Source organism: Mannheimia granulomatis, assembly GCF_011455695.1.
Taxonomy (GTDB): Bacteria; Pseudomonadota; Gammaproteobacteria; order Enterobacterales; family Pasteurellaceae; genus Mannheimia; species Mannheimia granulomatis_A.
Genome location: NZ_CP015030.1, coordinates 499,236 through 520,299 on the forward strand (window position 1 = coordinate 499,236; position 21,064 = coordinate 520,299).

At 43.1% G+C, this 21,064-nt stretch carries 28 protein-coding genes and 2 tRNA genes; 20 read left to right on the forward strand and 10 right to left on the reverse strand.

Annotated elements, in window-relative coordinates; translation table 11 throughout:
- Positions 1-4: 4 nt before the first annotated feature.
- Genes A4G16_RS02410 through A4G16_RS02420 form a run of 3 tightly spaced genes read right to left on the reverse strand, consistent with a single transcriptional unit; the run spans position 5 to position 2,010 of the window.
- Positions 5-1,051 (reverse strand): conserved phage C-terminal domain-containing protein, encoded by a 1,047-nt coding sequence (locus A4G16_RS02410; protein WP_165888546.1) that lies wholly within the window; start codon positions 1,049-1,051, stop codon positions 5-7.
- Positions 1,048-1,728 (reverse strand): phage antirepressor KilAC domain-containing protein, encoded by a 681-nt coding sequence (locus A4G16_RS02415; RefSeq protein WP_165888547.1) that lies wholly within the window; start codon positions 1,726-1,728, stop codon positions 1,048-1,050. Before A4G16_RS02415 ends, A4G16_RS02410 begins: the two co-directional genes overlap by 4 nt.
- Positions 1,729-1,785: 57 nt before the next feature.
- Complete coding sequence (locus A4G16_RS02420; RefSeq protein ID WP_165888548.1) at positions 1,786-2,010, reverse strand: transcriptional regulator; 225 nt, start codon at positions 2,008-2,010, stop codon at positions 1,786-1,788.
- Positions 2,011-2,134: 124 nt separating this feature from the next.
- Here A4G16_RS02420 and A4G16_RS02425 point away from each other — a divergent pair, with 124 nt between their 5' ends.
- From A4G16_RS02425 to A4G16_RS02435, 3 genes are read left to right on the forward strand one after another with little or no spacing between them, the layout of a single operon-like run.
- On the forward strand, positions 2,135-2,866 hold the full coding sequence (locus A4G16_RS02425; protein WP_165888549.1) for a S24 family peptidase: 732 nt from the start codon (positions 2,135-2,137) through the stop codon (positions 2,864-2,866).
- Positions 2,867-2,869: 3 nt separating this feature from the next.
- Positions 2,870-3,373, forward strand: a complete 504-nt coding sequence (locus tag A4G16_RS02430; RefSeq protein ID WP_165888550.1) for a DUF4365 domain-containing protein — start codon at positions 2,870-2,872, stop codon at positions 3,371-3,373.
- Positions 3,370-4,479: a hypothetical protein gene (locus A4G16_RS02435; protein ID WP_165888551.1), complete on the forward strand. Its 1,110-nt coding sequence runs from the start codon at positions 3,370-3,372 to the stop codon at positions 4,477-4,479. The genes A4G16_RS02430 and A4G16_RS02435 overlap by 4 nt, the downstream gene beginning before the upstream one ends.
- A 114-nt stretch (positions 4,480-4,593) precedes the next feature.
- On the opposite strand, the gene A4G16_RS02440 is transcribed toward A4G16_RS02435, so the two are convergent.
- The 3 genes from A4G16_RS02440 to A4G16_RS02450 all read right to left on the reverse strand — a co-directional run bounded on the left by A4G16_RS02440 (position 4,594) and on the right by A4G16_RS02450 (position 6,187).
- Positions 4,594-4,884, reverse strand: a complete 291-nt coding sequence (locus A4G16_RS02440; RefSeq protein WP_027074885.1) for an addiction module antidote protein — start codon at positions 4,882-4,884, stop codon at positions 4,594-4,596.
- A 1-nt stretch (position 4,885) separates the two neighbouring features.
- Positions 4,886-5,182 carry a type II toxin-antitoxin system RelE/ParE family toxin gene (locus A4G16_RS02445; RefSeq protein ID WP_027074884.1) on the reverse strand — a complete coding sequence of 99 codons (297 nt, stop codon included), beginning with the start codon at positions 5,180-5,182 and terminating at the stop codon, positions 4,886-4,888.
- A 681-nt stretch (positions 5,183-5,863) separates the two neighbouring features.
- Entirely contained in the window at positions 5,864-6,187 is a 324-nt protein-coding gene (locus A4G16_RS02450; protein ID WP_165888552.1) for a hypothetical protein, read from the reverse strand.
- A gap of 196 nt (positions 6,188-6,383) precedes the next feature.
- Between A4G16_RS02450 and A4G16_RS02455 the strand changes: the two genes are divergently transcribed.
- From A4G16_RS02455 to A4G16_RS02490, 8 genes are all read left to right on the forward strand, one after another.
- Positions 6,384-6,569 carry a hypothetical protein gene (locus A4G16_RS02455; RefSeq protein WP_165888553.1) on the forward strand — a complete coding sequence of 62 codons (186 nt, stop codon included), beginning with the start codon at positions 6,384-6,386 and terminating at the stop codon, positions 6,567-6,569.
- On the forward strand, positions 6,553-6,750 hold the full coding sequence (locus tag A4G16_RS02460; protein ID WP_165888554.1) for a hypothetical protein: 198 nt from the start codon (positions 6,553-6,555) through the stop codon (positions 6,748-6,750). Before A4G16_RS02455 ends, A4G16_RS02460 begins: the two co-directional genes overlap by 17 nt.
- A gap of 2 nt (positions 6,751-6,752) precedes the next feature.
- The gene (gene ssb / locus A4G16_RS02465) at positions 6,753-7,211 is read left to right on the forward strand and encodes a single-stranded DNA-binding protein (RefSeq protein WP_165888555.1); all 459 of its coding nucleotides are present in this window, start codon (positions 6,753-6,755) and stop codon (positions 7,209-7,211) included.
- Between the two features lie 28 nt (positions 7,212-7,239).
- Positions 7,240-7,599 (forward strand): hypothetical protein, encoded by a 360-nt coding sequence (locus A4G16_RS02470; RefSeq protein ID WP_165888556.1) that lies wholly within the window; start codon positions 7,240-7,242, stop codon positions 7,597-7,599.
- A gap of 70 nt (positions 7,600-7,669) precedes the next feature.
- Positions 7,670-8,473 (forward strand): DUF2303 family protein, encoded by an 804-nt coding sequence (locus tag A4G16_RS02475; protein WP_165888557.1) that lies wholly within the window; start codon positions 7,670-7,672, stop codon positions 8,471-8,473.
- Between the two features lie 77 nt (positions 8,474-8,550).
- Positions 8,551-8,835 carry a hypothetical protein gene (locus tag A4G16_RS02480; RefSeq protein ID WP_165888558.1) on the forward strand — a complete coding sequence of 95 codons (285 nt, stop codon included), beginning with the start codon at positions 8,551-8,553 and terminating at the stop codon, positions 8,833-8,835.
- A gap of 10 nt (positions 8,836-8,845) precedes the next feature.
- Positions 8,846-9,082, forward strand: a complete 237-nt coding sequence (locus A4G16_RS02485; protein WP_165888559.1) for a hypothetical protein — start codon at positions 8,846-8,848, stop codon at positions 9,080-9,082.
- Between the two features lie 210 nt (positions 9,083-9,292).
- Complete coding sequence (locus A4G16_RS02490; protein WP_165888560.1) at positions 9,293-10,348, forward strand: tyrosine-type recombinase/integrase; 1,056 nt, start codon at positions 9,293-9,295, stop codon at positions 10,346-10,348.
- Positions 10,349-10,379: 31 nt separating this feature from the next.
- On the opposite strand, the gene A4G16_RS02495 is transcribed toward A4G16_RS02490, so the two are convergent.
- Together A4G16_RS02495 and A4G16_RS02500 are read right to left on the reverse strand one after the other, a co-directional pair.
- A tRNA-Arg gene (locus A4G16_RS02495) sits at positions 10,380-10,456 on the reverse strand.
- A 23-nt stretch (positions 10,457-10,479) separates the two neighbouring features.
- Positions 10,480-10,556, reverse strand: a tRNA-Pro gene (locus A4G16_RS02500).
- 168 nt (positions 10,557-10,724) lie between these two features.
- Here A4G16_RS02500 and folD point away from each other — a divergent pair.
- Positions 10,725-11,576, forward strand: a complete 852-nt coding sequence (folD, locus tag A4G16_RS02505) for a bifunctional methylenetetrahydrofolate dehydrogenase/methenyltetrahydrofolate cyclohydrolase FolD (RefSeq protein ID WP_165888561.1) — start codon at positions 10,725-10,727, stop codon at positions 11,574-11,576.
- Positions 11,573-11,713, forward strand: coding sequence for a hypothetical protein (locus A4G16_RS02510; protein ID WP_165888562.1), 141 nt, complete (start codon positions 11,573-11,575; stop codon positions 11,711-11,713). The genes folD and A4G16_RS02510 overlap by 4 nt, the downstream gene beginning before the upstream one ends.
- 3 nt (positions 11,714-11,716) lie before the next feature.
- Here A4G16_RS02510 and A4G16_RS02515 read toward each other — a convergent pair whose 3' ends face one another.
- Positions 11,717-13,279, reverse strand: coding sequence for a hypothetical protein (locus A4G16_RS02515; protein WP_165888563.1), 1,563 nt, complete (start codon positions 13,277-13,279; stop codon positions 11,717-11,719).
- Between the two features lie 195 nt (positions 13,280-13,474).
- Here A4G16_RS02515 and A4G16_RS02520 point away from each other — a divergent pair, with 195 nt between their 5' ends.
- The 7 genes from A4G16_RS02520 (at position 13,475) to A4G16_RS02550 (ending at position 20,582) form a co-directional block, all read left to right on the forward strand.
- Positions 13,475-14,548 (forward strand): ABC transporter ATP-binding protein, encoded by a 1,074-nt coding sequence (locus A4G16_RS02520; RefSeq protein WP_165888564.1) that lies wholly within the window; start codon positions 13,475-13,477, stop codon positions 14,546-14,548.
- Entirely contained in the window at positions 14,545-15,414 is an 870-nt protein-coding gene (locus tag A4G16_RS02525) for an ABC transporter permease (protein WP_165888565.1), read from the forward strand. Before A4G16_RS02520 ends, A4G16_RS02525 begins: the two co-directional genes overlap by 4 nt.
- On the forward strand, positions 15,411-16,250 hold the full coding sequence (locus tag A4G16_RS02530) for an ABC transporter permease (protein ID WP_165888566.1): 840 nt from the start codon (positions 15,411-15,413) through the stop codon (positions 16,248-16,250). The genes A4G16_RS02525 and A4G16_RS02530 overlap by 4 nt, the downstream gene beginning before the upstream one ends.
- A 150-nt stretch (positions 16,251-16,400) precedes the next feature.
- Complete coding sequence (locus tag A4G16_RS02535; protein WP_165888567.1) at positions 16,401-17,225, forward strand: 5'-nucleotidase, lipoprotein e(P4) family; 825 nt, start codon at positions 16,401-16,403, stop codon at positions 17,223-17,225.
- 88 nt (positions 17,226-17,313) lie between these two features.
- The gene (locus A4G16_RS02540) at positions 17,314-18,390 is read left to right on the forward strand and encodes an extracellular solute-binding protein (RefSeq protein ID WP_165888568.1); all 1,077 of its coding nucleotides are present in this window, start codon (positions 17,314-17,316) and stop codon (positions 18,388-18,390) included.
- Between the two features lie 63 nt (positions 18,391-18,453).
- Positions 18,454-19,557: an ROK family protein gene (locus A4G16_RS02545; RefSeq protein ID WP_165888569.1), complete on the forward strand. Its 1,104-nt coding sequence runs from the start codon at positions 18,454-18,456 to the stop codon at positions 19,555-19,557.
- 134 nt (positions 19,558-19,691) lie between these two features.
- A complete protein-coding gene (locus A4G16_RS02550) occupies positions 19,692-20,582 on the forward strand; it encodes a glycerophosphodiester phosphodiesterase (RefSeq protein ID WP_165888570.1) in 891 nt (296 codons plus the stop codon).
- A gap of 10 nt (positions 20,583-20,592) precedes the next feature.
- Here A4G16_RS02550 and A4G16_RS02555 read toward each other — a convergent pair whose 3' ends face one another.
- Complete coding sequence (locus A4G16_RS02555) at positions 20,593-21,063, reverse strand: enoyl-CoA hydratase (protein WP_165888571.1); 471 nt, start codon at positions 21,061-21,063, stop codon at positions 20,593-20,595.
- Position 21,064 lies beyond the last annotated feature (1 nt).

Below are 21,064 nucleotides of genomic sequence, written 5' to 3' on the forward strand. Positions count from 1 at the left end.
ATCCTTACTGAAATGTTGGCACTTTTAACTGGTCAATACGCTCAACTGCGTTTTTAATTTCTTGGCTGATAACCATCGGCAAATCTCGTTCAAGTGGCCGCTTGTTTTTGGTGTTGATCGTAGCGTGGTACATCACTAAATTACGTTTGTCACTAAAATCCCATTCCTTAAATGGATTCCTACTTAGAGATTTGCTCCATAAATCTCTTACTTCCTCCACCGTTGGCATAATCAACCGCTTTTCTAACTCAGCCGGTGCAACCCACTTGCCATTTACACAAACAGGCTTGCCGTTGTTCGCCCAAGCGGTCGATTTTGGCAAATAATCTGCAAAATTGGATTGGCGGAAAATCGTTTTAGGGCAGAGGTATTCACGCATTTTTTCATCTCGTCCCCATTTGGCGACAAGGTAATCTATCACTTGGCAACATTCCGCCACCGAACATTCCCGAATACGAGCCGCAATGTTTTTTGCCCACGGTTTGAGTGAGTAGCCTACAGGCTTACGCTCGCCAAGCTGTACCGCCAAAGTTGCCAAAGCCGAATTGAGATAATTCAATACAACTTCAGCCGGGTCAGGTTCCCCCGATTCGGGGGTTAGGGGGCTATTATGATCATTATTATTTTTATAATTAGTATTATTATCTGTCGGATTTTTTTCCGAGCTTTCTCGGATTTTTTTCCGAGTTTTTGCGGAATTATTTCCGAAACTCGGATTTTTTTCCGACTCTCGGATCGACTCGAATTTATTCCAATCACACCCTTTTTCGGTTAAGCGGACGTAATCCTTACCATCCATTTTGAAATGATCGATAATGCCTTTTTCTTTCAGTACCTTATATTGGCGGTAAACTGTATCTTCTTTGCTAAATACGGCTGGCAACTCTTCACAGACTTTGCCAAATGACATCCAGTAATACGTTATACCATCAATCACTACAGCTTTCGCCCAACTAGAGGCTTGATTGATTAAATCAACCAACGCACCTTGTGTGATATTAATTTCCCACTCCACTAAGCGGACATTGTTTATTGTTGATGTGAATCTCATTGTCCTAACTCCGATGCGTAACGTTGAGCAATCCATTCAATCCCTTTGGCGGTTACTCTTGTTTGGGTAAAATTATGACCGTGTTCTGCTGTGCCAGTTTTAACTGCAAAAAGCTGTTTAGCCTGTTTGTCTTGGTAGGGGAGTAAGTTGCCGGATTGGCGATATAAAACCCGATCCCGCTCTAAGCACTCAATCAATCGCTTTTCCGGGAAACTGAGTATCTTGGCGGTTTCTCGCAATGATTTTGTTGTTCCCACCTCAACATAATGCTCAACAAATGCCACTTTCGGGGCTTGAAGTGCTAATTGGTGGTTTTGCTGTTCGATGACTTCTTGTTGCTCTGCCGCCAACCGTAGAGCTTGTGAGAAAGATTGCGGAATACCTTGTCTGCTTTCTAGCTCTTGCCAGCGATCAACCAAACGGGCAGTAAATTCTGGACATAACTGAGCAACAATTACATAGGTATCACGTTTATTGATATGGTATTCATAATAGATTTGACCATTCTGAGGGTGGGTGTACGGCATTGCCTGATACCCCCCAATAACCCCTTTTTTCATCAAGCGGTCTATTGATACGCAAACATCTGAATGACGACTTTCAGTTAGCTGAGCGATTTCACGACTACTCATCGTAATGCTTGCTTTTTGTTCGGGAATGTTTAATAATTGAGTCATCGAAAATACCTTTCGTGTTTAGTTATGTACGAAGACCACCGTTCCAGCGGTGGTTTTTTATTTGCCTGAATTTCGTAAAACAGCCCAATCCACATCGGGGCGTAATTCTTCACAGGTTACTTTCCCTTCTGTAAATTTTTCGATTTCCGGACAACGTTCCGCCGGTACTTGGCGTTTGCCATTTACCCAAAATGACACTATGGGTTGAGCAACTTTGATTGCTTTTGATAGGCGAGCCATTTCCCCTCGTTCTGAGGATTCTAAATATTCATGTAATTGCATACAGCCTCTATAAACTCTAAAGAATATCTAAATGATATCTTAAAAGCAATATCTAATCAACATCTAAATATTGTGTGATTTGATATCAATTTGATATTAAAATGATAAAAACTTGGAGGTTGGTATGAAAACAGTAAAAGAAAACAGATATGCTAATTTATTACTCTTAATTGAAGAGGCTGGAAGTGTCCCCAGATTGGAAGAGAAGACTGGTGTCACGGCTAATTATTTAAGGCAAATCAAAAACAAAAATGCTATTCAGAACGGTAAGCCTAAAGGAATTGGCGACAAAATTGCTGCTAAACTGGAAGATGGTATGAATAAGCCTAGAGGATGGTTGGATCAAGTACATTCAGAGCAATCAATCCTTATCAATTCAATGATAGGAAATGAAGAGCAAGAATTACAGGAGCAAGATTTAAATGATTTTGTCATCATTGATGTATTAGATGTCAGTGCTAGTGCAGGCTTCGGCTCAAGCAGTGAATTAGTTGAAGTAGTCAATCAAATGCGTTATGTGCCTGAGCAATTTTATTCCCTCTTTCGGAATATGGCACCTCGATACATCAGAATTATCAATTTAAGTGGTGATTCTATGTACCCGACCTTTTCCTCGGGAGATATGCTTTTCGTTGATATTAGCGTAAATGAGTTTACCGGCGATGGTGTTTATGTATTTACATATAAAGGACATTTATATGTTAAAAGATTACAAAATACAGGTGATCAATTATTAGTTATTTCAGATAACAAACTCTATGAAAAGTGGAGTATCAAAGAAGAAAATCAAGAGCAGTTATTTATTCACGCTCGAGTAAAAGTCCACCAAAGCCAACAGTTGAATTTTATTGGGTAAAGCATGCTATCACCTACAAAACAGATGGAGCAATTTAATATTGCTTATGTATTAGCGATAACAGCGAGAGCTGGGTTTAATCATTCAGTGCCTGTTGTTGATGATCATAGTATCGATATTGCTATTTCTGCCGAATTTCCAACCGAAAAAGGCAAACGAAGCGATCCAGAAATAAAGCTACAACTTAAATCAGAAGGTGATGTTCAGATTAAAAATGGTGTGGTAAGCTATACTCTCAAAAAGAAAAACTATGATGATTTAAGAAAAAATTGTGCTAATCCACGCTACTTGATTGTATGTGATTTACCCAAAAAACCGAGTCAATGGCTTTCACATAAAAAGAAATTCATGACTTTAAAAAGACACTGTTATTGGATATCACTAAAAGATTTCCCAGCAATATCTAATAAAAGTAGTGTTACGCTTAAAATTCCAGTAAACCAACGATTTACCACGGATGTATTAATTCAAATGATTGAATGTGCTAGAGTAGGAGCAAACTTATGAAAAACAATAAAACGGATACGTTACTGTTTCTCGAACAGTTAGCTCGCTATTTAACTGCCAAAAATTGGCACATTGCGTTTGAGTTAGAGTATGCCATTATTTGGCAAAGAGATTTGGGGTATCAAATTTTAGAAATTACGCTACCAAAACCTACTGCTGAAGATAGTGATGAGGTATTGAAAAAAGCACTTGAAAAGCTTGCTCATTTTGAAGAGAAAACAGTAGAAACCTTAAAACTCAATATTTCTAATCAATATACAGACAAGCTATCTGTTCGAGTTGTCGGTGAAAGCGTCAAAGATGGTACAATTCCTCTAGATGACGGCGTTAAATTGTTTGAAAAAACCAAACATTTAATTAATGCACTGGCACTTTCAGCTAAAAGTAAAAAAGCGGTTTTTGGGCATAATTCAGGTGGGAAAAATGTAGCTGAGTTTATGTCTCAAGTTCGTTTAGGGCAAACTCAAATTGGGAGCTATATTATCAATTTATCTTATCCTGTTGAGAATATTGAAGTTAAGGAACAAAATGAAATCATTCAAGCCATTTCATTTTCTCGAAGCGTGTCGCATAATTTAGTCAATAGTCTTAAAAAACTGAAAGAAAAAATTACACATTATGAGAACAACCCGACAAGTTTTGCTGAATTGATACCCGAAGGCGTTAGTCACAATCTTTGTGAAGCGATTATCGGTTTAAGCGGACCAGAACTGCAAAGAAAAGTCGAAATTAAACTCCAAGCGGGTGAAATTAATGACGAAGCAATGCCTGATGAAGTGGACATTCAATTTGATCAAAACGAAATTAAAGTTGTACAGATAGCATCCAAGTACTATCAAGGGGAATATACTCTCCCACACTATGAAATTATTGGCAAGATTGTAGGACTACATTCCAGTAATTTAGCTGATGGGGGGTATGTTCAAGTACCTTGTAAAATTGAAAATAAAACGGTTGAAATTAGAATTGACCTACTACCAGAGCAATACCAACTAGCAGCCGAAGCACACAAAAATGGACAACAAATTCGGTGTAAAGGCAAAAACCTATATATCAATAAGAAAAAAGGTCGATTCCAAACATTAACCTCAATGAATATCTTATAACCCAACCGCCCTCGCGGCGGTTTTCTTTTATCTCGAAATCAGTTTCGCTGACATAACAAGCGGTCAAAATTTGCAATTTTTTTGCAAAAATAAAGCCCTCTGAAGAGGGCTTTATTATGCGTGTGCAGCTTGCTTTACTTCAAAAGTAAGATTAAGTGCCTTCATCACTTTTAGCACGGTAGAAAATGTTGGATTACCTTTGCCGGAAAAGGCTTTATATAACCCTTCTCGACTTACTCCCACTTCTCTCGCTAACTGGCTCATATTTCGTGCTTTGGCAATATCCCCCAATGCAGAAAGAATTAAGTCCACATCATCTTCTTTTAACACTTCATTCAAGTAAAGCTGAATTTCCTCTTCGCTTCTTAAATGTTCCGCCATATCAAAATCTTGTAGTTCCGCCATATTAAACTCCTAATTCTTTTGCTAATGCTTTCGCCTTTTTAATATCATTTTCTTGTGTCGATTTATCACCACCACACAATAAAATCACAATAACGCCATTCTGATTTTTTAGATAAACCCGATAACCTTTACCCTCAGTAATACGCAATTCAGAAATACCCTCTCCAACTGCTTTTACATCGCCAAAGTTACCCAGCTGCAAACGCTTAATGCGAGTTTGAATTTTTGCCCTTGCTCGTAAATCTTTTAAATCATCAAGCCACTCTTTAAAAACCGTTGTTGATTTAATCTGAATCATATCCCCTCCAGTAGTCTTATTATAATACTTTTATTTAAAAATGTGAACTATAATTTACATACATTAGTAATACACCTCAATTTTGTAAAACCCCCACCAAAAATGACCGCTTGCAACCCTATTTCGTTTATTTATTAAGCAATCAAACAACCTTTCAAAATTTTATTCTCCTTTAAAATCAAACAGATAACATAAAGATGTTATTTTGATTGTGAAATAAATATCAAATAGATATTGATTTATAGATATCAAATAGATATTATACGTGCATAGAAACGAGCTACGGCTCAATGCTCTTTAACAATTCGGTGCTTGTGCGGATGATATTAACAACCTAGAGCAGTTATTAAATTTTATTTAATAACTCGGCAAGGTTGGTTAGACCCTGACATACAAATTTGAACGACTTGCCAAAAAGAGGTGGCAAGGTTTAGGCAACACACTCGCAAGGTGTGGAGAGCTGAAAAGGCAACACTGGTATCAGTCCTAAGCAATCACGCTTATCTCAAGTTTGAGTAAGTACGGATACAAGCAGCCCCCGACGGAATGGCGAAAGCCGGGCGGGCGACGGCGTGGGCAGACACGCTATTATTCCAAAGTGCATTTCAACGAGTGTACTTTGGAATTTTTAAACCAAACTTAAAGGTCAAAATAATGAAAGTAAAACAATGCTTATTAATTTTATTTATTATCAACTTCAACCCTATTGGTTTGTTGATCCATAGCTGGGCGTTTAAGAATTTTATTAATTATCAATGCCATGACTTCCAAGCAAAGGATAAACATTTGCCAAAAAGCTGTAGCAGCTACCAAATAGAAAATATAGAGCAATGTATAAGTAGGTAGTCCCGGTAAGGCATTAGCCAGTAAATGATTTTGTATGCCTATTGGCATATATAACCAACATAGAATAAAGGACAGAAACCAAGTTGTAATACGCATAACGATGTTATCAAACTGTTCTTTTAATATAGAAAAGATAGAAGGTATCAAAACTTCCCACATTGTAAAGTTCCTGATTTTTAGTGATGAGAGGTCTTTAATTATATTCCTGTGAGTGGTGAGAGACAAGCAGGGCTTGCTGTCCGTGGCAAGTATAAAATCACGGACACCGTATTTCGAAACTTCTACAACCTAGACGCAAGTCGCTCCATTTGCCCACCGTAAAACGTGGGCTTTTTTTATCTAAAAGGACAATCCTATGAACAAAATGAAACAACTTGCTCCGTTTGCCTTGCTAATTTTGATATTAGGCATTGTTGGGCGAATGGACTATGACGACCACATTCAACTTGAACGGTATAAATGCGAACGACAGCAAAGTGTTTGGACAATTAAGAAGAACGGCAATCAATATTGCGGAGGTAAATATGGCTCGAAAGGTTGATGCCGGTGTAGAGATTATAGAAGTAGATAAGCGGTTTATCGCTAAGTTTTACTATGAAGGCAAATTGCAACATAAAACCTATCCACAATACTCTCGGGAAAATGCAATTATGCTGATTAACCGAAAAATAGAGCGATTTAATACTTTAAATGAAAAATCAATTAAGCCCTATGAGGAATAACAATGGCTGGAGTTAACAAAGTAATTATTGTCGGTCGCTTAGGTAGCGACCCAGATATGAGAACAATGCCAAATGGCGACCAAATCGCCAAAATCAGTGTAGCAACCTCAACCGAATGGACCGATAAAACATCGGGTGAGAAAAAGCAAGCAACAGAATGGCATAGCATTATCGCCTTTCGCAATTTGGCAGAAATTATCGGGAAATACCTGAAAAAAGGCTCGCAAGTCTATATTGAGGGCAAGCTACGCACTCGTAAATGGCAAGCCCAAGACGGTACAGACCGTTGGACTACTGAGATTATTGCTGACCAGTTACACATGCTAGGTAGTCCGAATAGTGGTACCAGCAATAATAATTGGGCAACCGAACCAGCTGGCAATCTACCGCCAAGCAATCCATACAACCACGTAATGACAGAATCAGAATCACGAGATTTTGATAATGATATTCCGTTTTAACTCTCAACCCTAATTAGGAGAAACCAAAATGGCAAAAACAAACGTACCTGAATTCTTAGCTGAATTAGATTGCGGTATTTTCAAAGACAAACTGGCAACAGCTCTTTCAGAGGTAGCATTAGGCGTACTGACTCACGATAAGAAAGGGAAAGTTACAGTTGAATTTAGCTTAGACAAAATGGATAGCGACAGCCCATCTGTTCAAATCCAACATAAATTAAGCTATGTCAAACCTACCAAACGCGGTAAATCTGCGGAAGAAGATACGACCGCTACACCGATGTATGTACATAAAGGTGGTGCATTATGTGCTACACCTGAAAAGACTGAATCAACCGTAAAAGAAAGCCCTAGCGGTTTAAAGGCTCTCTCTAAAGCTGCTGCATAATCAATTATTTTCAATCCAAGCCACGTTAATGCGTGGCTTTATTTTTTACTCAAACAAAAGGAACTCAAAAATGGATAAATCTACTATTCAGCAAATCTCCGCTCTTGCTGTAGCTGCAACTAAAGATATTCAAGCGGATTTTGGTGCAGTAATGTTGCCTGAAGGCATTAAATTACAAAATTTAGAGCCTTTCCAAGCTCATCGTAATCAATTCCGAGCTGCCTTCTCTACGCAACGTTTCGGTAGTTTAGTTGAGTATGCCAAAGCCAATACCCAAGACAACGCACAATGTTTTATCGACCAAGAAAAAATGAGTGCGGAAGTGGTATTTGATATGGGCAACCGGGAACAAGCCGGTCACGCAAAACATCGTGCGAAATTAGCAATGAAGAAAACCGCTGCTTACAAAGCCTTGTGCGAAATTAACGGCACAAAATGTTCACAGCGTGCCTTTTCCGACTTTTTGGAAGATTGGGGCGATTATCTGACAGCGTACCACCACGATGAAGAGCTCAGTATTAAAAACGCCGTTCAAGCCGTGCGCAAAATGACGATTGACTCCGCTCGCAATGAAGAACACGAACTGAGCGACTTCGCCGCCAAGAAATCGGCAATGGAAGCGATCGAAGCAAAATCCGTGTTGCAACTGCCAACCCATTTGGTCTTTACCTGCAACCCATATAACGGCTTAGACACGCGTGCCTTTACCCTACGCTTACAGGTACTGACCGGCAGCAGCGAACCAGTATTAGTCGCTCGCTTAATCCAAGCCGAACAAATTGAAGAAGCGATTGCGACCGAGTTTGCCGAAAAACTCTCGGAAGCACTCAGCGAGACTCAAATCAAGGTCAATATCGGTACGATTGAGATCTAGTTTGTAAATTTTTAATCAAAACCGACCGCTTGCGGTAATAACAAGCGGTTGGCTAGCAATAAAAAGGTAAATTTATAATGAGTAAAGAACAAATCGAATTAACCCGCCAAGATTTAATTGTCGGACACGTTTATGAAGCTAAGCGGAAACAAGTGAACCCTTACCGAGAAATTAACGATCGGCAAATTTTATGGATTGGGAAAGAATTTTATAAAGATGAATATCAAGAGGTGGTTCAATATGACAGCCCAACTGTTAGAAGTGGTCAAAATTATCCGAAAGTGAGTGTTATTAAATTTCTAAAATGGGCAAAATCTGATGTAACCGTTGAAATGCCAAAAGGTGAGTGGCGTATAGAATAAGGATTAAATAATGATGAACTTTCTTCATAGCTCTACCAAGAATAATGATATTGCTCCTGCAGAATTACTCGATAACAGAAAATATATCATTCTTAAATACCTTAGCGTATTTAAAGATTGGAATGTTGTTCAAGAGTCTAAAGGTGGTGTTTCAAAACTTGATGCTCAAACCATTTTTAATTATGAAGTGAAATACGGCAAAACAGATCCTCTCAAACTAATTATTGTGGAAGTACCTGAAATTTAGAAAAGAAGATATGGAACACCTAACGATTAACCAAGTAGCAAAAGAACTAAATTGCCACCCTAATACGGTTCGCCAACACCTAGCAGATTAGGGTTTCTTTAAAATGGCAGGATCTAAAGTTTGGCGGGTTGCAAGAACAGATCTTGACCAAGTGAAAAAACGATCTAATAATGACCGCGGGTTATCTCTGTTGGTCGAGGAGAAAAGAAAATGTCGATCTACAGACGAAAAGCAAACGGTCCGTGGTGGGTTGATATCACAACCCCAAACGGCAAGAGAATTAAGAGAAGCACTCGCACGCTTGTAAAACGTGAGGCCCAGCAGTATCACGATAAACTCAAGCAAAAAATGTGGGCAGAAGATAAGCTAGAGGAGAAGAGAAAATATATCTTCGAGGATGCCTTATTACACTATGTCCGTTCAGCCGAAGAATTAAAAGATAAATCCACTAAAAAGCGACACGCTGAATATTGGTTATCTAAATTTTCAGGTAGAGAACTCAGTTCTTTAACAGCTCAAGAAATCATCTTAAATATTCCGAAAAAGAATATGAATACTAAACTGCCACTTTCTCATAGTACGCAGAATAAGTACGTTAAATCTTTGTCGAGAGTATTAAATATTGCTCATAAACTTGGTATGTTAGATGCAGTCCCACACATACAGAAGAAGAAAGAGTCGCCAATTCGTGTACGTTGGATCACTAAAGAACAGGCAAAACAACTCATAGATAAACTGAGTTCAGACTGGATGAAATCTATCTGCTTGTTTGCTTTGATGACTGGGGCAAGACGTACAGAAATTTTAACAATGACTTGGGATAAGATAGATTTTGTAAGGAAGGTAGCAATCGTGTCTAATGATGTTGCAAAATCAGGTAAGGCACGATCGCTATTATTGAATCAAGAAGCGATTAAACTGCTTGAGTCTATCCGCCACCGCCATTCTAAATATGTATTTGTTGGCAGAAACGGTAATCCTTTACAGGATATTAACCGAAAAGCATTTAACTTGGCTACAAAAAAATGCTTGCTGCCTGATTTCCACTTTCACGACCTCCGCCACACTTGGGCGAGCTGGCACGTTCAAGCCGGAACTCCACTTTTTACATTAAAAGAATTAGGCGGTTGGGAAACCTTAGAAATGGTTAAAAAATACGCCCATTTAAATGCAGATCACCTGCTGGAACACGCAAATAAGGTTGAAATTTACGGTACATTTACGGAACATTCGCAAAATGAACCAAGATTAAAACTTGTTGCGTAGCATATAAGTGATTGAATTTAAAGGAATTTAATGGCACGCCCTAAAGGATTCGAACCTTTGACCCACGCCTTAGAAGGGCGTTGCTCTATCCAGCTGAGCTAAGGGCGCAAATAAGATTAAGATAAAAGAAGTGGTCGGCGAGATAGGATTTGAACCTACGACCCACTGGTCCCAAACCAGTTGCGCTACCAAGCTGCGCTACTCGCCGAAAGATGTGATTGATTATAGATTTCTTTATTCAACAGTCAATCTTTTTTTATCAAACAATGCTTAAATGGTGGAAGTTTATCCGCTATTCAAATTTAGCTTATCAAAATGTTAATTTTTTGAGAAAATAGCAAACGTTTTCTTAAAATTGATTATTGGGGGAAGAAAAATGTCTGCACAAATTATTTCCGGTAGTGCTATTGCATCGCAAATTAAACTTAATATAAGTGAAAAAATCGCTCAATATGTTCAGCAAGGCAAGCGTAAGCCGGGGCTTGCGGTTATTCTTGTGGGGGAAGATCCGGCTTCTCAAGTTTATGTAGGGAGTAAACGTAAAAGTTGTGCAGAAATCGGCATTGAATCAAAATCTTATGATTTATCGGTAGAGATAACAGAATCAGAATTATTGGCTTTGATTGAACAGTTAAATCAAGATGAGAGTGTTGATGGCATTTTGGTGCAATTACCACTTCCAAAACAAATTGATTCCACCAAAGTAATTGATGCAATTGTGCCACATAAAGATGTAGATGGTTTCCACCCTTATAATGTTGGGCGTTTGGCTCAGCGTATTCCAACCCTGCGTTCTTGTACCCCATACGGTGTGATGAAATTACTTGAAACAACAGGTGTAGATTTATATGGCCAACATGCTGTCATTGTTGGGGCTTCGAATATAGTGGGGCGTCCAATGGCATTGGAATTATTGCTTGGCGGCTGTACAGTTACGGTCACCCATCGTTTTACCAAAGATCTGGAGAGCCATATTCGCCAAGCCGATATTTTGGTGGTAGCAGTTGGCAAGCCTGAATTTATTCCTGGCAATTGGATTAAAGATGGGGCGATTGTAATTGATGTTGGTATTAACCGTACAGTAGATGGCAAATTAAAAGGTGATGTCGAGTATGCTGTGGCATCACAAAAAGCCTCGTTTATTACTCCTGTGCCAGGGGGCGTAGGCCCTATGACGGTGGCAATGTTGATGCAAAACACCTTGCAAGCTTATGAAAATCATTTATGAGCGAGCAGCTCCGTATTTTATTGAAGATGGGCTTTACTGGAGGTAGAGAAAACATGAATCCTTCTTTAAAGGATTGTGAGGAAAAAGATAATATTTTTAAAAATCCCACTTTGAATGTGGGATTTTATTGGGTATAAGCCTTATGCTCGCCAATAACGCCGCTCATCCATTTCAAACTCACCGCTAAAGCCCCAGAAAGTTGCATTTTCGGCGGTAATGCGAATGTTGATGCCGAGTTTTTCGTCTGTGCTTGCTTCCACCAGCGATTTGCCCGTCCACGAAACCAAATAGGCTCCGTTCGGCTGTTTTTCCATTGGGCATTTGTCTGCTTCGAAGCCCTCTTTACCCTGAATACTGATCGCCAATTTACCGCCTTCGGCAATGTCGGCCCAAATTTCCAGTTTTTCACCGTGGAATTTAAGCGGATTGATGCCAAACTCCATCGGCTTTCCGCTGTGGCGGGCGACTAAGCCGACAAATTTATTACGGTCCACATACGCCAAGCCTAGGCCGGTTTCACGCCAGTTGCGGTGGCGGCCACGACTGCCGGTGTAGTAAATACGATCAGTGCCCGCCGTCATTGCTGAAGCAAATTGAGAGGCACTGTCAAACTCACCGCCTAAGAATTTTTCCCGCCCTGCGCCGAACGGAATTAACACATTATTTTCCGGCACAGCACGGTTCCATTCAGTGAGATTGGTACTCCAATAGAGTTGCAATGTGTGGGTGTCGAAATCGATCTCGCCGATGTCGTCTTGTTTATATACTGAGGCAAAACCGAAATAGATGTCGTTGTACTCAAACACCGTCATTGAATAGACCTGATCTTCATAGCCGTTGCCACGCAAGATTTCCTCAAACGGCGACCAAGTGATGAAATCATCGCTTCTCGATTGTGCCACCACACGCAGGTTATTTGCCCACAGGCGGGTGGTTAAAATATATTGATTAGTCCGGCTGTCACGGAATACCGAGTTGTGGCAATCCGCCCCAAATTTGGTGTTGTTTTCCGGCCACTCGACAAGCGGTGAAAAATGCAAGCCGTCTTGCGAAAAGGCAACCGCCAGCTTTTTATTCTCTTCTTTACGTGTAATCAGCTTAAACCGTTTTTGTGGATCGGCCTCGTTCGGCTCATACAGCACGCCCGTACCTGCCACATCCAACATCAGCAAGTTATTCTCTTTGCTACCCTCAAACTCGACAATGCCCAAATTCGGTTTTTCCCACACAATCCCATCTTTGGATCGGGCATAGGCCAGCCCGACTTTACGCTCCCCTTTGGTTGGGTATTCGGTCTTCGCACGCTCGGCACGAGGCGTGCTTTGGGTCGGGTGTTTGGTAAAGAGGGTGTAGTAGCAGTGGTACACGCCGTGTTCGTCCAAAATCACGTTCGGGTAGCCGTTATCAATGCGAGGCTCCCACGCTTTCGGTGGGTTTTCAAATAAGCCGTCAATGAACATCGGGTTGTGGCTGTCTTTCTTCACTTCGCCCATTTTGAGCTTGGCATTTTTGGTGATATTGGCCGCATAAATGCCGTGATCAAAAGCGAAATAGTGCTTATAGGTGCGTTTTGCCGGCTTCGGTTCGGCAAATGCCCCTTTCACGTTAAAGCCTTGAGCAGAAGCGATTTTCGGTGCAACCGCAAGGGCGGCCGCACCACTGATGCCGAGCAACAAACTACGGCGGGAGAGTTGAATAGCCATAATAGACTCCTCTTGATGGTGGATCACAAGCGATCAGAATAGCCAAAAATTTTGTAAACACAATTCGCAGTGTCTCGTTTTGTGCAGTAGATCACAGTTTTGAGAAATTTTGAGTTTATTTATTAAATTCTAATGGCGTGAGACGAGAAGGTGGAGTAGGATAATTTTACACAAAACAGACAAGAGGGTTGAGCAATGGCAAAACTTGAAATCAAAAATATCACCAAGAAATTCGGCGATTTTTACGCAGCGAACAATATTTCATTTACCGCTGAGGAGGGTGAGTTTGTCACCCTGCTCGGGCCGTCAGGGTGTGGGAAGACTTCACTTCTTAAACTGATAGCCGGTTTCCACGTTGCCGATGAGGGCGAAATTCTGATTGGCGGTAAGAATGTCAATTTCATTCCGCCGGAAAAACGCAACACGGCGATGTGCTTTCAGTCTTACGCTCTCTTTCCGCATCTGAATGTGTCGCACAATATCTGCTACGGCTTAAAGCAACGCAACATTGCGGTTGATGAGCAGAAAGCCCGCCTTGATGTCGCCATTCGTCAAATGGACTTAGAAATCCACCGCTTGAAACTGCCGAGCCAGCTTTCGGGCGGCCAGCAGCAACGGGTGGCGTTGGCACGGGCGATGGTGACTCGCCCCGATGTGATTTTGTTCGATGAGCCGCTCTCCAATCTCGATACAAAATTGCGTGAAAGTGTGCGGTTTGAGATCAAACAGCTCTCCAAACAGCACAATCTCACCAGTATTTATGTGACCCACGACCAAGCCGAAGCTTTGGCGATGTCGGATAAAATCATCGTGCTGAATAAAGGACGGATTGAGCAGATCGGCTCGCCACAGGAGATTTACCACCGCCCGATCAACCGCTTTGTGGCGGATTTTATCGGCATTACCAACATCGCCGAAGCGAGCGTACAAGCGGTCGGAAACGGTAAATATTTTGCAAAATCGGTATTTGGCGAGTTTGAAATTCAATCGGACGCAGCTCCCCAAGCCGAGCGGGTCTATCTCTGCTTCCGACCTGAAAATGCGGAATTGGTGAGTAGTGATAGCGACAAACCGAACAAAATTACCGTGAAAGTCGCCCACACTGCCTTTATGGGCAATCTTACCGAAGTGCAGGGCGTGGTGAGTAACGGCGGGCAACAGCAAATGGTGCGGCTGCAACTGACTAAATTCCCACAACTCAATGCAGACGGCACGCTCACCTTCAGCATTGATCCGCAAGCGATTTGTTTCTTGGAGGCGGTGCAATGAAAAGCCTGAGAAATGATTTAAAAGCGTGGCTGCTGCTCGCCTCAGGTGTCGGCACGATTGTGGTGTTGATGGGGTCAACCTTCTACATTGTCGTGGCACAAAGTTTGGGGCTTTACAATATGGGCGGCGAAGAGAGCCTGTTTACCCTTGCCCATTGGCAGAAAGTGCTGAATGACAGCGTATTTCACAAAGCCTACCTCTACTCGGTGAAAGTTGCCCTATTTGGGGCGTTGCTCTCCATTATTGCCGCTTACCCGATTGCGATTTGGCTGAGTAAACCGATGAAAGGCAAAATTGCCATTGTGACGATTTTGCGTGCACCAATGCTCGTGCCGGGTTTGGTGGCGGCGTTTTTGTTCATCAATATGATCTCCTATCACGGCATTTTGAACGAAGCCTTCGTTTGGCTCGGTATTTGGGACGAACCTAAAACCCTGCAAAATGATGAGTACGGCTGGGGCGTGATTATTTTGCAGATGTGGAAAAACATTCCGTTTGCGTTGATTTTGGTGGGTGGGGCGATTAACGGTATCCGTACCGATCTGCTCGATGCCGCCGCCAACCTCGGCTCTAATGCGTGGCAGCGTTTCCGCTATGTGATTTTCCCACTCAGTTTAGGTGCGGTGCAGGTGTCGTTTATCCTGATTTTTATCGGTGCACTCGGCGACTTTGCCTTTTACAGCATCGCTGGCCCACGGGATACCTACTCTCTGGCAAAACTGATGCAGATGACCGCCTATCAGTTTGAAGAGTGGAACCAAAGTGCGGTGATGGCACTGACGATCATGGCCACCTCAGCAGTTGCCACCGTGCTGATTTCGCTGCTGATTAAACCGCTTGCAACCAAAAAAGGAGAGATCAAATGAGTGTACAAACCAAAAACGGCAAGCTGATTGGGCGAATTGCACTCGGTTTGTTTATCTTCGGTAATGCGATTTGGCTATTTATTCCGTTTTTAATGGCAGGGTTGTGGTCGTTTGTTGATCCTGACCACCCGTGGGCGTACCCCGATATGTTCCCGCAGTCGCTCTCCTTTGAACGCTGGATCAGCGTGTGGCAGAACACCTCGCTGCCGGAGGCGATGTTAAACAGTTACACCATTGCCCCAACGGTGGCGGCGATTGCGATTTTATTGGCGATTCCGACCGCTTACGCTTTCGGGCGGATGGAGTTTCGTGGCAAGCGGATTGCCGAGCTGCTCACCCTCATTCCGCTGGTGATCCCGGGGATGATTATCGCCCTGTTTTTCAGCCGAATGCTGCTGGATTTAAACATCGGCAGCCCGTTTGTCGGGATTGTGATCGGTCATACGGTAATGACGTTGCCTTATGCGATCCGCATTCTCTCGGCAGGTTTTGCTTCTGTGCCGCAAGATCTGATTGATGCCAGCCGTGATTTGGGCGCAAGCAAGCTTACCACTTTCAAAGATGCCTATCTGCCGATGCTCAAACCGAGCTTTTTAGCGGCGATTATTTTCTGCCTAGTGAAAAGTATCGAGGAGTTTTCGATTTCGTTTGTGATCGGCTCGCCGGATTTCATCACCGTACCGACCATTCTCTACTCTTTCTTAGGCTACTCGTTTATCCGCCCGAATGCGGCAGTAGTTTCGCTGATTTTACTTGTGCCGAACATCTTGCTGATGATGTTGATCGAGAAATTGCTGAAAGGGAACTATTTATCGCAGTCGAACGGCAAGGGATGATTTGGCAAAGATGATGCTTGACACATTCTGCCCCCGCTTGTGGGGGAAGTGAGTGAGCGTAGCGAACCCGAAGGGGGCTTTGCAGAATTAACATCAACAAGCGGTACCATTCCGCCAAAAATTTACCAAACCCACAGAGGAGATTATCCGATGAAAAAACGCAACACATTACTTATGGCATTATTTGCTGTCTCATTGACCGCTTGCAGTCATACGCAAACGGCTATTGATTACACGGCAGAGGCAAATGCCCAATTACAGCAACAGACAATGCTGGCGGTGAACTGGGTGCAGCAGTCGGGCGAGTATGACGCACTTGCCTATCAAGCATTTAACAGTGCAAAGCAGGCGTTTGATCAGGCCAAAGTGAAAAAGGGCAAGAAAAAAGCGGTGGTGGTCGATCTCGATGAAACGATGATCGACAACAGTGCCTACGCCGGTTGGCAGATAGCTCAAGGTAAACCGCACAGCTCGGCGGATTGGGTGCGTTGGACACACGCCCGACAAGCTACAGCCATTGCCGGTGCGGTGGAGTTCAACAACTATGTGAACCGCCACGGCGGTAAGGTGTTTTATGTCTCCAACCGCAGCGAGAAGGAGTCTAAACAGGCAACGGCAGACAATCTGGTGCAGCTCGGTTTCAGCGGTGTGGACGATCTGAGCTTGCTGCTCAAACAGGATAAATCCGCCAAAGCCGCACGCTTTGCTCAAATTACCGAGAAGGGCTATGAGATTGTGCTGTTTATCGGCGATAACCTTAACGATTTCGGCGATCAGTTCTATGGAAAATCGAATGCCGAACGTAAAGCGGTGGTGGCCGAGCAGCAAGCCGAATTTGGCCGCCGCTTTATCGTGCTGCCGAACCCGACCTACGGGGATTGGGAGGGCGCACTTGGCAAGGATTACCGTAAAGCCGATGCCAACGGCAAAATGCAAATCCGTGCTAACTCGTTAAACGCGTGGGACGGGCAGTAAGCTTTCAATGCCGCCTTACAGCGTGGCATTCACTGACAAGCGGTGTTATTCCGCCAAAAATTTACCAAACCAACAGAGGAGAAACTCTATGAAAACCTTAACCAAACTGGCCCTAGCAAGCCTTGCGACTGTCGCTTTTTCCACGTCTTATGCCAACGAGCTTGCCGGCAAATCGTGGAGTGAGATTGAAGCACAAGCGAAAAAAGAGGGCAACGTGACCGTGAGTATCTGGTATTTGCAACCGCAATTCCGTACCTTTGTGAAGCAGTTTGAACAAGAGTACGGCATTAAGGTGAAAATTCCGGAAGGCACGCTTGACGGCAATATCAACAAGCTGTTTGCCGAGCAGAACCAAGCCAAAGGCAAAATGGACGTGGTGGCGTTCGGTGCTGAAAAATTGCCATCGATTGTGAAAGCCGGTGCATTGGCGGAAATCAACCAAATGCCGGAATTTCCGACTTTAAACCACAGCCTACAAGGGGTAGATTTCGGAAATTATGCGGTCGGTTTCTGGGGAAATCAGACCGGCTTTGCCTACGATCCGCTTAAAATCAGCGAAGACAAACTGCCGCAAAGCTGGCAGGATTTAGAGGTTTACATCAAAGCCAATCCGAAAAAATTCGGTTACTCGGATCCAAACGGCGGTGGTTCGGGCGGGGCGTTTATTCAGCGTGCGTCCGTCAATATCAGCGGCGAATATGACTACCGCAACACCGAGCCAACGCCGGAGCAGATCGCCAAATGGGAGAAAACGTGGCAATGGTTTGTGGATAATAAAGCAAATTTAACCCGCACGTCGTCTAACGCCGATAGCCTAACCCGTTTGAATGACGGCGAGTTGGATATTGTGGCGGCGTGGCAGGATCACCTGTTCAGCCTGCAAAAACAGGGGGCGATTACACCACGCCTGAAATTCTATGTGCCGCAATTCGGTATGCCGGGTGGCGGTAACGTGCTGGCGGTGGCAAAAAATGCCCCAAATCCGGCCGCTTCACTGGTCTTTATTAACTGGATGGCTTCCCGCCCAACCCAAGATAAATTGGCGGCAGAACTCGGTTCACGCCCGTTAGACAAAGCCTCCGGCGAGCAAGGCGTACATTCTTTCTCGCATCTTTGGTCAAAAGCCCAAACAGCGGCATTTACGAAAGAGGTGATTTCGCGTTAAAATTTAGCTAAATGCCAAGGGGGCGTACCCCCCTTTTTCTTTGCTAAGAACACCGTGAATACTATGACAATCCATTCGCCGATCCAACAACTGCGTGCCAGCCACCGCCTTTTACTCAAACTAATTCGCCAACATACGCCCTCTCGTGCCGAACTTAGCCAACTTTCCGGCTTAACGCCGGGGGCGATTACCCAATATTGTGATCAACTTTTTGAATTGGGGCTGATTAAAAACGGCGATAAAATAGAAGGTAAGCGTGGTACGGCATCTTACTACCTCACCTTAAATCCGGCCGCTTGTTATGCATTAGGCATTACTTTTTCGGTAGATGTGTTCTATTTAGCGATAGTGGATTTCAGCGGAAAATGTGTCTATTCGCACACTGTGCCTTACCAATCGGAAAATGATTTTGAGGCAACGATAGCACAAGTCAAGCAGAGCATTTATAGCACGCTTACTGCGCAAGGCATCGCTGAAGCACAAGTGATCGGTGTGGGTTATGCCATTCCGGGCTATATTCAGGATGACGGCTCCTATTCGGCAGCGTGGCTGCCGATGATGCAGCAAGGGCCGAATTTACAGGCTGTGTTTGAGGCGGAAATCGGCTTAAAAGCGTGGGTAGAAAATAATATTAATGCGATTACGATTGGCGAATACTATTCGGGGCTGTGGAATCAAATTGAAGATATGGTGGTGATCAGTGCTGATTTTGGCGTGGGAGCAGGGATTATTTCGCAAGGGCAGTTAGTGGCAGGCGGATTTGGTAATGCCGGTGAAATTGGAATGTTCTTCCCGCAGCAACGCAACCGTCCCAGCTGGCGGGATCTCTTACTGCAACTTCAGCAGCACGGCTTTTCCGAGGCCGATTTACCGCAGCTCCTCCGCCAACGTCCTCCGTTGTTGGAAAGTTGGCTCACACAGGCAAAACAGCAGCTACTGTTTTTAGTGACTTCGGCAACGGCATGGCTTGACCCGAAAGTGATTGTGATCACCGGCTTGCTGCCAGCTGAAATCGTCAGTGAAATCATCGAATACATCCGCCACGCTGACAGCTTTACCGCTTATCCGAATAAACCGCATCCGCTACTAAGCAGCTCTCGTCTGGAAAAAGAGCAGACCGCTATTGGCACGGCATTACTGCCGATTTATCATCTGTTTAATGATTGAACGTAGAGGGCAGCTTGTTGCATCCTAAATACAAGCGATCATTTTGCTCAAAAAATTTGCAAATTACTTGCATATTTAGTGTAAAGGACTAAAATCTCTTGTGAATTTAAATTTTAAAATCAAAAGGGGTTCCTATGACTTTCGACTTTCACTCTGCCAAACGCGGCATTATCTTAGCAAATCCGCATCGCGGCTACTGTACCCAATTCCCCGAAAATACGATGCCGGCTTTTCAGGCAGTGTTGGATAATGGCTTACATACGATAGAAATTGACACGGTAATGACCGCAGACGAGCAGTTTGTGGTGATTCACGATACCACGATTGATCGCACTTCAAACGGAACAGGCTATGTGGAGCAGATGACGCTCTCAGAGCTTAAACAGTACGATTTTGGCTGCTATTTCGGCGAAGCGTTTAAAAATACCCCGATTCCTGAGTTGAGAGAAGTGTTGAAATGGGCAGTAGAAAATGGTGTGGGTTTAGTTGTTGAACTCAAACAACGCCGCAACCACGCTCGTTGCGCTGAAGTATTAGCCAATTTATTTCGTGAGACGGGCTCGGTGGATAACGTGATTTTGCTTGGCTTCGACCACGTGCTGCTCAACCGTGTCAAAACTTTATTACCACAAACCAAAATCCAAGTCGTAACCCTTGCCCGTTATCAAAATCAGCTGCAAGCGGTGCTTGGCTCGAATGCCGATAGTGTTTGCTGTGAATATCATTTTGTAGCGAAGGAGGATTTAATCGCTTACAAAAATGCCGGCCTTACCACCCGCTTGTTCTTGCATTCTGCCAAGCCGGGCGAAATCCTCTCTACCACCCAACGCTATAATGAAAAATATGGCTACGATGCCGAAAGCGAAATTATTGAGTGGCTGCGTGAGGGCTTGATTGATATGCTCAGCCACGATGATATTGGCTATTTAAAATCAATGATTGAAAGGGCTGGTAAAGTTAAAAGCGAGCGAGATAATTGCGATGAAAAAAGCGAGATAATTAGATCTCGCTTTTATTGCACATAGAGAAATATCTTTACAAATTATTAAGTGTCATAATCACAGCCAAATCGTTAGGGTTAAACCTCCATCCTTGTTCCTCGCCAGAAATCAGGTTGAAGCACCATTCAGAGCAGAAATATTTATCTTGTTTTTGTTTGATGCCAAATACAATTCCAAACATCCCTCGCCAGTCGTAAGATTTTCCCTTGGTTTTTACAAAATAGGCTTTAATCTCAGACTCTTTAAGGTTTGGCAGCTCAATCAAATCCCATTTACCATCATTAAGGTTAATCACTTTTTGACGCACCCCACTATCACGAGGACTTGATGAATAACATTCAAACCATTCTTCACGGTGGTAATGGTCTTTAATTTCACTTTTCTGCACTGCAATTTCACAGTGGGAATATTGCCCTTTAGTGATTTTGCGAATAAGCCAATCCGTTAATCGGTCGTATAGACTGCGACCAGTTCCTTTATAGAGTGCCAGATAGACTTTATCCATT